Annotated in this window: 7 protein-coding genes and 1 pseudogene; 1 reads left to right on the forward strand and 7 read right to left on the reverse strand. The window is 71.7% G+C overall.

The genetic code is table 11. The annotated features are described in order from the left end of the window. Nucleotides 1-21 precede the first annotated feature (21 nt). Nucleotides 22-1,968: a hypothetical protein gene (locus ABZU99_RS13100; RefSeq protein WP_355938987.1), complete on the forward strand. Its 1,947-nt coding sequence runs from the start codon at nucleotides 22-24 to the stop codon at nucleotides 1,966-1,968. Nucleotides 1,969-2,373: 405 nt separating this feature from the next. Here ABZU99_RS13100 and pulA read toward each other — a convergent pair whose 3' ends face one another. The 7 genes and pseudogenes from pulA to ABZU99_RS13135 all read right to left on the reverse strand — a co-directional run bounded on the left by pulA (nucleotide 2,374) and on the right by ABZU99_RS13135 (nucleotide 12,829). Beyond that, on the reverse strand, nucleotides 2,374-5,004 hold the full coding sequence (pulA, locus tag ABZU99_RS13105) for a pullulanase-type alpha-1,6-glucosidase (protein WP_356046919.1): 2,631 nt from the start codon (nucleotides 5,002-5,004) through the stop codon (nucleotides 2,374-2,376). 39 nt (nucleotides 5,005-5,043) lie between these two features. Continuing rightward, the gene (locus tag ABZU99_RS13110) at nucleotides 5,044-6,432 is read right to left on the reverse strand and encodes an alpha-amylase family protein (RefSeq protein WP_356046917.1); all 1,389 of its coding nucleotides are present in this window, start codon (nucleotides 6,430-6,432) and stop codon (nucleotides 5,044-5,046) included. A gap of 388 nt (nucleotides 6,433-6,820) precedes the next feature. Further along, a complete protein-coding gene (locus tag ABZU99_RS13115; protein ID WP_356046915.1) occupies nucleotides 6,821-7,885 on the reverse strand; it encodes a LacI family DNA-binding transcriptional regulator in 1,065 nt (354 codons plus the stop codon). Between the two features lie 125 nt (nucleotides 7,886-8,010). After that, nucleotides 8,011-9,654 (reverse strand): annotated as a pseudogene (locus tag ABZU99_RS13120) (glycoside hydrolase family 13 protein); the annotation flags it as partial. Nucleotides 9,655-9,693: 39 nt separating this feature from the next. After that, complete coding sequence (locus tag ABZU99_RS13125; RefSeq protein WP_355938972.1) at nucleotides 9,694-10,524, reverse strand: carbohydrate ABC transporter permease; 831 nt, start codon at nucleotides 10,522-10,524, stop codon at nucleotides 9,694-9,696. A 2-nt stretch (nucleotides 10,525-10,526) separates the two neighbouring features. Beyond that, complete coding sequence (locus tag ABZU99_RS13130) at nucleotides 10,527-11,540, reverse strand: sugar ABC transporter permease (protein ID WP_355938970.1); 1,014 nt, start codon at nucleotides 11,538-11,540, stop codon at nucleotides 10,527-10,529. A gap of 11 nt (nucleotides 11,541-11,551) precedes the next feature. Further along, on the reverse strand, nucleotides 11,552-12,829 hold the full coding sequence (locus tag ABZU99_RS13135; protein ID WP_356046913.1) for an extracellular solute-binding protein: 1,278 nt from the start codon (nucleotides 12,827-12,829) through the stop codon (nucleotides 11,552-11,554). Between the last annotated feature and the right edge of the window lie 249 nt (nucleotides 12,830-13,078).

Below are 13,078 nucleotides of genomic sequence, written 5' to 3' on the forward strand. Positions count from 1 at the left end.
CCGCCACTCGTTCTACGCAACGTGGACCAGCAGCAGGCGACAGCCCCCGACGACGAAGACACCACCGGCCCGATCGACGTCGAGCAGGCCGAGGCCGCCATCGTCGAGCACTACCCGCGGCTGGTGCGGCTCGGATACCTCATCCTGCCGCCCGGTATGGGGCGCACCCGCCGGGTGCTGGCCGCCCACGCGCTGGCGCAGCGCGCGCTGCCGCGCAACCGGGCGGGCGGCGCGGGCGCCGAGCCGCACTCGGACCTCGAACTGCCCTGGCAGCGCGGGACGAAGGGGTCGGCGGCCGACGCGGGCTACGCCTACGTACGGCTGCGGGTGCTGCGCCACGCGCTGCGCGCCGCCCGGCCGCGGCGCTGGTGGCGGGTGCCGCAGCCGCTGCCGCAGGTGTTCGGGCTGCGGCTGTTCCCGCGCTCCGGCGGGGCGGATGAACTGGCGCTGGACAAGGCGCTGTCCGAGCTGTCCGGGCCCGGCCGCGCCGCGTACGTCCTGCGCGAGCTGGAGCGGCTGAGCGACCGCGAGGCGCGCAAGCTGCTGCAGGCCGCCGGGGTCGCGGATCCGCGGACTGCGCTCGCCGAGGCGGACTCGGTGCCGGAGCCGGCGGGCAGCCGGGACGGGTCGCTGCTGGAGTCCGCGGAGTTCGACCCCTGTTCGCTCCAGGCGCGGCCGACGGATCTGATGCGCCGCCGGCAGCATCTGCGGGCGGCGCTGGTGGCCGTGGTGGCGCTGGTGGTGTGCGGGACGCTGCTGGGGATGCCGGGCAAGGGCTGGGGGCCGAGCGGTGCGGCGGCGCCCTCGTACGCCCGCAATCCGTCCTCCGAACGGGCCCTGGATCCGGCGAAGCTGACGCGGGCCGCGCCCGACGCGTGGCGCACGGCCACCCGCGCCGACTTCTCCTCCTGGCCCGCGCGCGGTGACCGCGTCCGCGACACCGCGCTGTTGCGCCGCGCCCTGGCCGTATGGGCGCGGCCGGGCCGCTCGGTGCGGCTGTCGGCCACCCTGGGCACGCAGTCGGGGCCGCCCGCCGGGCCGCCGCAACTGCTGTACGCGGGCGAGGTGGACCAGGCGGCGGTGGTGCTGCTGTACGACGGGCTGCGGGTCGCCCGCTACGCGGAGGCGAAGAGCGGCGACGGCGAGGCGGTGGCTCTGGACCTCGCCCGGCTGGATGCCGCGAACGCCGCCACCTCGACCGCGCTGGTGCTCAGCCGCACCGACGGCAACGTCCGCTATCTGACGGCCCCCTGGGTGCGTCACGCGTGGGTGCGGGACCTGGTACGGACCGGGACCGCGCCGCGCCCGCTGCACCGCACCGCCGACGGGGTGACCGAGCCGGTGCGCACCCTGCCCCAGCTGCGCCCCTGCCGCGGCTGGCCGGCCCTGCAGCTCGGCTCGCGGCTCGTCGCCGACCTGGGCGAACTGGCCCCGGCCCGGCTGACGTACGGCAGCCCGGCGCGGGGCGCCCGTGATGTCGAGGGACGCGCGGCCCGCGCGAGCTGGGCCCGGACCGCCTGCCGGCTGCCGCTGATGCAGGCGCGGGGCGTGCGCACCGTGAACTCCTGGCGCTTCGCCGCCCAGCCCCTTCCCGAGGCGGGCGGCCACGCGGCCTGGCTGTGCACCCGCGCGGACACCTGGCGCGGCACGGGCAGCAGGGTGCTGGCCCAGTTCCAGCCCTGGGACACGCGCCGCGGGGCGGCGGGGGCGATCGCGGCCAGCGCCGACTCCTCCCCGGCCTGCGGCCCCCGTGAGCCGCGGGTGCTGGCGGGCGTGCTGTGGAAGGCGCGGTCCGGCCACTGGTACCTGCTGGCCGCGGGCAGCCGCCAGGTCACCAGGATCACGGCGACGGGCGCCGTCCGGGGCCGCGCCTACGGCCGCGCCCTCACCCTCCCCGCCAAGGCCGGCGCCCGCGCCGACCTCAAGGCCCGGCTGCGCAACGGGGACCGCCTGGGCGCCCTGCGCTGACGCCGCGCCGACTCGGTGGCGCTGGCATCTTATTCGGGGAAGAGATATCGACGGCAGCTACTGGCGGACAGGGCCTGGCACCGGAGCGCCGGCCCGATCGACCTGCTCGTCGCCGTCACAGCCGCGCATCACACGCTCACTGTGCTCCACACGGACGCGGACGTCGAAGCCATCGCCCAGTTCACCGGCCAGCCGGTACGCCGGATCGGCTGAGCAGCCGATCCGGCGCCGGTTGCCGTGGCTAGTTGCCGCGTCAGCCAAGGTTTGCCCGGTAGCGAGGCGTCCTGGTGCGGTCAGCTGCAAGGCGCCGGATCGGCCTCGTAGTGGGCCTACTCGGTCGATTCGGCAACGCCGCAGATGGCCGTGGCAGGGCGGCGAGCGGGGTGAACCTTGGCTGACGCGGCACTAGCGTCCGGTGGCGTAGACGGCGACCGTCCGCGCCGGGACGGTGAACGTGCCCGTGGACCGGTCGTACGTGGACGTCCTGACCGTGGCGTCCGCGCCCCGCGCCTGGATCGGGTGCAGGGCGTACGGCGTCCCGGCCAGGGCCGCGACGTGCTGGGACTGCCGGTCCCGGGTGGCGTTGAAGACCACGACGAGACGTCCGAGCCGCATGGTGATCACCCCCGGTGTCTCCTCGGTCCCCGACAGCGGGAAGGACAGCGCGGACTGCACTCCGGCCGCGGTGGACTGGCTGAAGTCCTTCTCCGTCGTGCGGATCCGCACCAGATCGCGGTAGGCCGCGGAGGCGTTGGTGATCTCGCCGCAGCCGGGGCGTGCCGCCGGGTTCGTCAGCAACGGCTTGGCGTACTGCCACTTGGACTGGTTGTCGGCCGCCGGGGGCAGCCCGCGGCCGAGGCCGTTGCCGTCCTCGCACCGCCAGTGGATCGCGTTGAACCAGTCGCCGCTCTCGAAGGAGTTGCGGTCCAGCGACTTGGAGCGCAGCAGGTCCGTGCCCGCCTGGCTGAGCGCCGGGCCCTGGGAGAGGGTGGTGGTGGCCAGGGCCAGGACCTGCATCCTGGCCCGGTCCGCCGCCGGGGTGCGCTCCGGCAGCTTGAAGGCGAGGGCGTCGTAGAGGGTCTCGTTGTCATGGGCGTCGGCGTAGGCGACCGCCTCGCCGGGGGCGGCGGCGTAACCGGCCGGGGAGCCGTTGTAGTCGACTTCGGAGCCCTTGACGTGCCGCCCGCGGGTGTCGGTGAAGGCGTAGTCGGCGAGGTTGCCGGAGAGCCCGACCTTGATGAGGTCCTGGTCGTGCAGGAGTCGGGCCCGCTGGTCGGCGGAGGAACCGTTGGCGGGTGAGGAGTTGGGGTCGGTGAAGAGGCCGGTGGCGAAGCCCTGCGCCCGCGGGTCCTCGTCGAACGGCCCCCCGCCGCGTATCGCGTCCCGCGCGCGGTCGCTGAAGGTGGCGATGCCGGTGCCGGCCATGTTGCGCTGCGTGGCCTGGACGAAGCGGGCGTCGTTGGCCACCTCGCCGAAGTTCCAGCCCTCGCCGTAGAGGATGATCGACTTGCCGTCCACCCCGTCCTTGGCGGGGGTGAGGGCGTCCAGGGCCTTGCGTACGGCCAGGATGTTGGCCTTCGGGTGGTGGCCCATCAGGTCGAAGCGGAAGCCGTCGACCTTGTACTGCTTGGCCCAGGTGACGACCGAGTCGACGATCAGCTTCCCCATCATGGCGTGCTCGGGCGCGGTGTTCGCGCAGCAGGTGGAGGTGGCCACGGTGCCGTCGTCCAGCAACCGGTGGTAGTAGCCGGGCACGATCCGGTCGAGGACGGACATGGCGTCCTGCCCGGAGGCCACGGTGTGGTTGTACACGACGTCCATGACGGCGCGCAGGCCGGTGCGGTTCAGGCCCTGCACCATCTGCCGGAACTCCCGGGTGCGGGCCGGGCCGTCCGGGTCGCTCGCGTAGCTGCCCTCGGGAACGGTGTAGTGCAGCGGGTCGTAGCCCCAGTTGTAGCCGTCCTTCGCCGCCGCCTCGCCCACGCACTTCTGCTGCTGGTCGGAGTCGGCGGGCAGCGCGGCCAGATCGCAGCGGGGCCGGGCCTGGCCGGACTTCCGCTCCGGGACGGTGGAGAAGTCGAAGGCGGGGAGGAGATGGACGTAGGAGGTGCCGGACCGGGCGAGCTGCCCCAGGTGCCGCATGCCGTCCGAGCCGCGGTCGGTGAAGGCGAGGTACTGGCCGGGGTGGGCGCTGCTGCGGTCCTCGATGGAGAAGTCGCGGATGTGCAGCTCCTGGATCCGGGCGTCGCGCAGCGGGACGGCCCGGGGCTTCTTCAGCGCGGACCAGCCCTTGGGCGCGAGCGTGGGGTCGGCCGGATCGGTGACCAGGCTGCGCGCGGAGTCGGCGGTCAGGGCGGTGGAGTACGGGTCGGTGACCTCGTTGGTGACCGTCTTCCGGACGCTGGGCGCCCAGACCGTGACCCGGTAGCGGTACGGCTTGTTCCGCCAGTCCTTGGTGCCGGTCACGCTCCACACCCCGCTGGCTGCGTCCCGCCGCATGGGGACGGTGCGGCCGTCGAGGTCGAGCGCCACGGACTGGGCGGTCGGCGCCCAGACGGAGAGAGTGGGGCGGCGGCTGTGGAAGACCGGCCCGAGGGCCGTCCGGCGGGCGGCGGCCGCGTAGAGGTCGTCCAGGACGCCGGGGATCTGCACCCCGGTGCGGCGCAGCTCGTGGTGGTCGTCGGCGGCGCGCTGGACGGCGGTGACCGGCCCCCGGAGGGCGGTGGGCGCCTTGTCGCGGTCGCGGGGGTCGACGGCGAAGGCGGGGCGGCCGGCGAGGTGGGGGTAGGCGGCCTTCTGGGCGTTGGTCAGGGTCGTCGGGGCCAGCCGCAGGGTGCCGCCGCCGGAATAGCTCAGCTCCTCGTCGGTGCCGGCGGTGTGCTCGACCTTCCAGACGACGGTGGCGCGGTCGATCCACTGCGCCTCGGCGGTGGCGGGTTCGGCGGCGTGCGCGGGCTGCTGGACCGCGGGAGCCGCCGCCGCGCACAGCGCCAGGGTGGCGAGGGCGGCGGCGGTGCGGCGGAGGGTGACTTTCACGGGTGGTGGCTCCTTGGGGGGTGGAAGGGGGAGCAGGGCTCAGCCGCAGCTGCGGGCGCCCACGTGCAGCGCCAGCGCCGTGTTCGCGCCGAGGGTGGCCGTGAACTGGCCCGAGGAGTCGACCGTGACGGGCTTGCGGCTTTGGACATCGCAGTAGGTCCCGGCGGGCAGCGAGGTCTGGAAGGTCCGGGTGAGAGCGCCGCCTTCGTGGTTGATGGCGACGTACGCCTTGTCACCGCGCCCGAAGGCGATCGCGTTGTTGCCGTTGTCCCACCAGTTCGTGACGGCGGCGCCCCGCGCCGTGTTGCGGAAGGCGACCATGCTGATGATCTCGGGCCACTTGTGCTGGCACTTCCAGCCGTCCTGCCAGCACGCGTTGACGGTGCCGCCGTTGGGTGGTCCGGCGTCGTTGTCGCTGAACTCGTAGCCGGAGTGGACGTCCGGGGAGCCGTAGGGCCAGGCCAGCATGAACACGTTGGCCAGGGTGTAGTCGGCGCCGTCCTTGTAGCTGAGGGTGGAGCCGTTGCGCTCGGTGTCCCAGTTGTCGACGAAGACGCCGGACTGGCCGCCGGCCATATAGCCCCAGTCCTCGCCGAAGTTCTTCAGGTAGGCCAGCTTCTCGTGTCGGAACACCCGTTTGAGGTCACGGCCGTAGCGGAACTCCTGCACATCGCCGTTGCCCAGGTACTCCGTCGGGGAGACGGCCTCGCCCGCCCCGTAGATGACCTCCTGCTTCCAGTAGACGCCCGGATCGCTCAACCGGCTCTTGATCGCGGCCAGGTCCTCGGCGGGCATGTGCTTGACGCCGTCGACACGGAAGCCGTCCACACCGAGCGAGAGCAGATCGTTCAGATACTGGGCGATCCGGCCGCGGACGTACGGCTCTCCGGTGTCCAGGTCGGCCAGGTGCACGAGTTCGCAGTGCTGCACATGCCAGCGGTCGGAATAGTTGGTGACCTCGGCGGTGCAGTCGTCCATGTCCTGCGACTGGTAGATGCCGGGGTAGTTGTACTTGGTGTACGTCGAGCCGCCGGTGCCGGTGCCGGACGGGGATGAGGTCATGTGGTTGATGACGGCGTCCGCGACCACCTTCACGCCGGCGGCGTGGCAGGTGTCGATCATGTTCTTGAAGGCGGTGCGGTCGCCGAGCCGCCCGGCGATCTTGTAGCTGACGGGCTGGTACGAGGTCCACCACGCGCCGCCCTGGACGTGCTCGGTGGCCGGGGACACCTCGACATGGCCATAGCCGGCGGGCCCCAGTGTGCTGGTGCACTCCTTGGCGACGGAGTCGTACTTCCACTCGAAGAGCTCCGCGGTGACGTCCTTGGTGCCGGGCGGTGTCGCCTGCGCCGCCGGTTGGGGCGCAGCGGCGAACGCCGTCACGCCCGCCGCGAGGGCGAGCGCGGCGGAGATGGGTCTTCTGGCCATCGTTCCTCCTGCGTGGGGGGATCCGTGGGGGGATGGGGGTGACGTCCGAGCCTCGTACGGCAACGCGCCATTCCCGTAAGGCCAGTTGAAGGTTCTTGCTGTAAGGAGTCATTCACCTGTCGGCAACCGGACCGTACCCGCGCCGATTTGTTGTTGCAAGACCTTTCGCAAGGGATTGCGACGGTGTTAACTTCAACCACGTTCTCCGGTCCGGCCGGTCGGGGGCCCCTCGCACGGGGCCCCACGCGCCCGCCCGGTCGGGCCGGATTCTTTGGGGCTCGAGCCTCCCCCCGGCTACCGCTGGGAGGTCCCCCCGCCGGGGCGCTCAAGCCTCCCCCCGGCTACCGCTGGGAGGTCCCCCCGCCGGGGCGCTCAAGCCTCCCCCCGGCTACCGCTGGGAGGTGCCCCCAGCGGGCCGCGGCGGCACCTGGGCCGTGGAGCCGCGGACCACCAGGTCCGGCTGGAAGATGAACTCCGTGCGCTGCACCGGGCTCCCGGCCATCTCCTCCAGCAGCGCCCCCACCGCCGCCGTCGCCATCGCCTGCACCGGCTGGCGGACGGTGGTCAGCGGGGGGTCGGTGAAGGCGATCAGCGGCGAGTCGTCGAAGCCGACCACCGAGACGTCCCAGGGCACCCGCAGCCCCCGCCGGGCCGCCTCGCGGACCACTCCCAGCGCCATCAGATCGCTGCCGCACACGATGCCGGTGCAGCCCTGGTCGAGCAGCGCGGCGGCCGCCACCTGCCCGCCCTCGACGTTGAACAGGGTGTGCCGGACGAGTTCCCCGGCCTCGCCCGGCGGCCGGCCCAGCACCTCGGCCGTCGCCGCCGTGAACCCCTCGACCTTGCGCAGCGCGGGGACGTACCGGGCGGGGCCGACCGCGAGCCCGATCCGCTCGTGGCCGAGCGCGGCCAGATGGCGGACGGCCATCCGTGCCGCCGCCCGGTCGTCGGGCGAGACGAACGGGGCCTGGATGTGCTCGTTGTAGCCGTTGATCAGGACGAACGGCACCTTGCGGTCGGCCAGCCGGGCATAGCGCGCCGGGTCGGCCGTGGTGTCGGCGTGCAGCCCGGACATGAAGACGATGCCCGCCACATCGCGTTCCTCCAACTGCTCGACCAGCTCGTCCTCGGTGGCGCCGCCGGGCATCTGGGTGCACAGGATGGGGGTGTAGCCGTGGCCGGCCAGCACCTGCTCGATGACCTGGGCGAAGGCGGGGAAGACGGGGTTGGTCAGCTCGGGGATCACCAGCCCCACCAGCCCGGCGCTGCGCCGCCGCAGTCGTACGGGACGCTCGTAGCCCAGAACGTCGAGCGCGGCGAGCACCCGCTGCCGGGTGGTGCCCGCGACCCCGGCCTTGCCGTTGAGCACTCGGCTGACGGTGGCCTCGCTGACCTTGGCCTGGGCGGCGATATCGGCGAGCCGCGGGGGCACGGGTGCGCTCACGCGGTCCACCACACGGCCGTGTCGGCGGGCACGGCGAACTCTGCTCCCGTGTCCGGGAGTTGGCCGGTGTCCGGAAGTTGGCCGGTGTCCGCGAGTTGGGCCGGGGCGGCGCCGTCGGGGTCGCTGTGCGGGCCGGGACGGTGCGGCGCGGCCTCCCGCCAGGGAAGCGCGTCGCTCGCCAGCAGCGGACGGCCCGGGGCCGGGATGCCGACGGGGGCACCGGTGGTGTTGATCGTGCAGATGAGGTCCGGCCCGTCGCCCGGGGACCGGCGGCGGAAGGCCAGGACGCCCTCGGGGGCCGGCAGCCACTCCACCGTCTCCCCCGCCCCGAGGGCAGGATGGTCACGGCGGACGGCGAGCGCCTCGCGGTACAGCTCCAGCGTCGAGCCCGGGTCGCCGGTCTGGGCCTCGACGCTCAGCGCGGCCCAGTCGTCCGGCTGGGGCAGCCAGCTGGGGCCGCCGGGCCGGGGGCCGAAGCCGTACGGGGGCTCGGTGCCCGACCAGGGGATCGGCACCCGGCAGCCGTCACGCAGCCCGTCCTGGCCGGTCCCGCCCGCCCGGCGGAAGAAGGCGGGGTCCTGGCGCGCCTCGTCCGGCAGATCGGTCACCTCCGGCAATCCCAGCTCCTCACCCTGGTAGACGTAGGCCGAGCCGGGCAGCGCCAGCATCAGCAGAGCCGCGGCCCGGGCCCGCCGCAGCCCCTGCGCGGGGCTGTCGGTGGCGTAGCGGGTGGCGTGCCGGACGACATCGTGATTGGAGAGCACCCAGGTGGTGGGCGCGCCGACCGGCCGCATCGCCGCGAGCGACTCGTCGATGACCTCGCGCAGCCGTTTGGCCTCCCAGCCCGTCCCCAGGAAGTGGAAGTTGAACGCCTGGTGGAGCTCGTCGGGGCGCACGTACAGCGCGGTGCGCTCGGTGGTCGGGGTCCACGCCTCGGCGACGCCGATGCGCTCGCCGGGGTATTCGTCGAGGACGGTGCGCCAGCTGCGGTAGATCTCGTGCACCCCGTCCTGGTCGAAGAACGGCAGGACGTCGTTGCCCAGCAGCCTCAGCTGTTCGCTGCGGCCGAGGTCGGGCAGCCCCTCGGCCTTGACCAGGCCGTGGGCCACATCGATGCGGAATCCGTCGACGCCGAGGTCGAGCCAGAAGCGCAGCACCGAGCGGAACTCGTCCCGGACGGCGGGGTGGTCCCAGTTGAAGTCGGGCTGTTCGGGCGCGAAGAGATGCAGATACCACTCGCCCGGGGTGGAGTCGGGGTTGTCCGTACGGGTCCAGGCGGGCCCGCCGAAGAGGGACTCCCAGTCGTTGGGCGGCAGCTCCCCGTCCGCTCCCCGCCCGGGACGGAAGTGGAACCGCTCGCGCGCCGGTGACCCGGGGCCCTCGCGCAGCGCCTGCCGGAACCAGACATGCTGGTCGGAGCAGTGGTTGGGGACCAGGTCGACGATGATGCGCAGGCCCAGCGCATGGGCCTCGCGGATGACCGCGTCGGCGTCGTGCAGGGTGCCGAACAGGGGATCGACGGCCCGGTAGTCGGCGACGTCGTAGCCGGCGTCGGCCTGCGGGGAGGCGTAGAAGGGGCTGAGCCAGACGGCGTCCACGCCCAGCTCCTTCAGATACGGCAGCCGGGCGCGTACGCCGTCGAGGTCGCCCACGCCGTCGCCGTTGCCGTCGGCGAAGCTCCGCGGATAGATCTGGTAGATCACCGCGTCCCGCCACCAGCCCGGGGTGTCACCCGGGGGTGCCATGGCGGCGGAGCGGTCGGCGAGGTACTGCGTCATGACGTCCTTGGATTCCTTGTGGGGGTGTGTGACCCGGGGTCAGGACTTGGTGGCACCGGCCGTGAGTCCCGCGACCAGGTGGCGCTGGGCCCACGAGAAGACGAGCGCCGCCGGGATGGCGATCATGACGGCGGCCGCCGTCATCGAGCCCCAGTCCGAGGTGTACTGGTTGACGAAGGTCTGCAGCCCCGCGGCGAGCGTCAGGTTCTCCTCGCCCGTCATGAAGGCGGAGGCGTAGGCGACCTCGGCCCACGCGGTGATGAAGGTGTAGAACGCGGTCACCGCGATGCCGGGCTTGGCCAGCGGCACGACCAGCCGCCAGAAGGTGCCGAACGGGTTCAGCCCGTCGACCCGGCCCGATTCGTCGATCTCGACGGGGATGGTGTCGAAGAAGCCCTTCATCATCCAGGCGCAGAACGGCACGGCGATGGTGAGGTAGGTGACGATGAGCCCGATCGGCTGATTGAGCCAGCCCAGGGTCGCCATGATGTTGTAGAGCGGCACGATGAGGATGGCCACCGGGAACATCTGGGTGATCAGCAGCAGCCACATCAGCGGGCGCATGCCGGGGAAGCGGAAGCGGCTGACGGCGTACCCGGTGGTGGCCGCGACGAAGACGCCGAGCGCCGTGGTGACGAGGACGATGAAGAGCGAGTTGCCGAACCAGCTCAGGAACTCGGTGTCGTTCAGGACATGCTCGTAGTTCCGCAGCGTCGGGTCCTTCACCACATCGGTGCTGAACGACTCGCTCTTCGGTTTGAACGAGGTCACCAGCAGCCACAGCGGCGGGAAGACCGCGACGACGGAGGCGATGAGGAGCGTCGTGTGGAGCCCGATCGAGGCGAGCGGGCCACGTCGTTGGTCGCGCATGGCTACCACACCTCTCCCTGCTTGCGGAGCGAGCGGCGGTAGACCACCGCGAAGAGCATGAGGATGAGCAGGATGAGCACACCCCAGGAGGAGGCCCCCGAGAAGTTCCGCGGGCTGTCGACGAAGGACAGCCGATAGGCGTACGTCACCAGGATCTCCGTCGCGTCGCCCGGTCCGCCGCGGGTGAGCAGGAAGATCACCGGGAACATGTTGAAGGTCCAGATGGTGGACAGCAGCACCACGGTGGAGCTGACCGAGCGCAGCCCGGGCAGGGTGATGTGGCGGAACCGCCGGAAGGGGCTCGCGCCGTCCATCTCGGCGGCCTCGTACAGCTCACCGGGGATCGACTGGAGCCCGCCGAGCAGGGCGACCAGCATGAACGGCACCCCGAGCCAGACGTTCACGGCGATGACCGAGACCTTGGCCATGGTGGGGTCGTTCAGCCACGGCACCGCGTCGATCCCGCCGCCGTGCAGCACCTTGTTGAGGATGCCGTTCTTCTCGTTGAAGAGCAGCCGCCAGGCGAACACGGAGACGAAGGCCGGGACGGCCCAGGGCAGGATCAGCAGCGACCGGTAGAGGGTGCGCCCCGCGAACCGGCGGTTGAGCAGGACGGCGAGGCCGAGGCCGAGCGCGAAGGTCAGGGCCACACAGCTGACGGTCCAGGTCACGGTCCAGCCGAGCCGGTCCCAGAAGACCTGGTTCTTCAGGATGTCCGTGAAGTTGTCGAGGCCCACGACCTTGTACGTGGCGGGGATGTGATTGACCCCGATGGTGCGCTCGACGTTGGCCTCGTTGGCATCGGTCAGCGACAGATACAGGCCGCGGCCCAGCGGATAGCCGATGATCAGCCCGATGACGATCACGACGGGCGCGATCATCGCCCAGGCGTACCAGTGGCGGGCCAGCGCGTTGCGGATCCGGCCGGGGGGTTGCTCGCCGGTCTTGCGGACCCGGCCGCGGGCGCTCTTCACGCCCGCGGCCGGGTCCGCCGACCGGCTGGTGTCGACAGCCATCGTCGCCGGCCCTACTTCCAGTCGCCCTTGAGGAGCTTGCGGTACGCGTCACCGACCGACTTCGCGGCGCTCTCCGGGGAGGTCTTGCCGGTCAGGACGTTCGGGAACTGGACCAGGATCGCCTGGAAGAGACTGTTGCCCTCCGGGATCCAGGGGCGCTCGACGGCCTTGCCGACGGCGTCCTTGAAGAACTTCACATTGGCGTTCGCCGCGACCGTCTTGTTCTCGTAGACGGAGGTGCGGGTGGGCAGCAGGCTGAGCTTCTCGGTGGTCTTCGCCTGGACCTCGGCCGAGCTCATGTACTTGGCGAAGGCGTAGGAGGCGTCCAGGTTCTTCGACCCGGCGTAGACGGTGAGGTTCTGGCCGCCCTGCGGGGCGCCCTGTGCCGTGGATCCGGCCGGGACCGGGACCACGCCGAGGTTGGACTTGTCCTTGAACGCCTTGCCCGCGAGGGTGTCCTCGATCGCCCACGGGCCGTTGATCGTCATCGCGACGTCGCCGTTCTTGATGGCCTGCTGCATGTTCTCCCAGCCATCGGTGGCATCGGTCTGCGCCGCGCCCGACTTGACCAGGTCACGGGCGGCCGCGAAGGCCTTGACGCCGGGAGCGTCGTCGACGGTGACCTTCTTGGCGCCGGTGTCGAGCAGATCGCCGCCCTCGCCGTAGATGAAGGGGAGGTACCAGTAGGCGTCGTCGCCGCGCAGATACAGGCCGGTCTTGCCGGTCTTCTGCTTGATCTTCTTCGCGGCGGCCTTGAGCTCGGTCCAGCTGGTGGGCGGCTTCACCCCGGCGTCCTTCAGCATCTTCTTGTTGTAGAAGAGGCCGAGGGTGTCGATGACCTGCGGTACGGCGTAGGTCTTGCCCTTGAACTTCGTGCCGGCGGCGGCCTTGGGCAGATAGTCGGACTCGTCCGCGAGGGCGGCGGTCCCGTCCAGCGGGGCGAGGTAGCCGATGTTGGCGAGGTCCTGGGTCCAGGCCACCTCGGCGCGCAGCACATCCGGGGCGCCGGAGCCGCCGGAGCCCGCGGCGTTCTTGAACTTGGCCAGGGCCTCGCCGAACGGCACGTTGACGTACTTGACCTTGACGTCGGGGTACTTCTTCCGGAAGCCCAGGGCGAGCTCCTTGTAGGTACCCTTCTCGGCCTCGTTCGACGTGTCCCAGTAGGTCACGGTGCCGGAGAGATGACCGCCGGACTTCTTGTCGCCGCCGTTGTCACTGTCGCCACCGCATGCGGTCGCCGCGAGCGCCATGGCCGCGACGAGCGCAGTGGCCGCTATGCCACGTCGCATCTGAACTCCTCCAAAGACGGCCGCTCCATCGCGGCGCCGGGTTGCCGAGGAACGTAACAGGGGCGCAAGAAAGCCGAAAGACCTTGCGGTAAATTTCTGCAAGGCACCCGGATTCGTTACATCCGCGTGTCCCACCGGTAGCCGCTCCGCGCCCGAACGAGCGCTTGACATACGCCCGAAGCGCCCCCTGAGGACACCGCCACCCCCTGCAAGCTCTTCCACAAGCCATTGCAGAGCTGTTACGTTCCC

This window comes from Streptomyces sp. NPDC005266, from assembly GCF_040607655.1.
Taxonomy (GTDB): domain Bacteria; phylum Actinomycetota; class Actinomycetes; order Streptomycetales; family Streptomycetaceae; genus Streptomyces.

Bases quoted from the DNA above. Each gene is read 5' to 3' on its own strand.
- ABZU99_RS13135 (WP_356046913.1), bottom strand. From the start codon at position 12,829: ATGCGACGTGGCATAGCGGCCACTGCGCTCGTCGCGGCCATGGCGCTC.
- ABZU99_RS13130 (WP_355938970.1), bottom strand. From the start codon at position 11,540: ATGGCTGTCGACACCAGCCGGTCGGCGGACCCGGCCGCGGGCGTGAAG.
- ABZU99_RS13110 (WP_356046917.1), bottom strand. From the start codon at position 6,432: ATGGCCAGAAGACCCATCTCCGCCGCGCTCGCCCTCGCGGCGGGCGTG.
- ABZU99_RS13125 (WP_355938972.1), bottom strand. From the start codon at position 10,524: ATGCGCGACCAACGACGTGGCCCGCTCGCCTCGATCGGGCTCCACACG.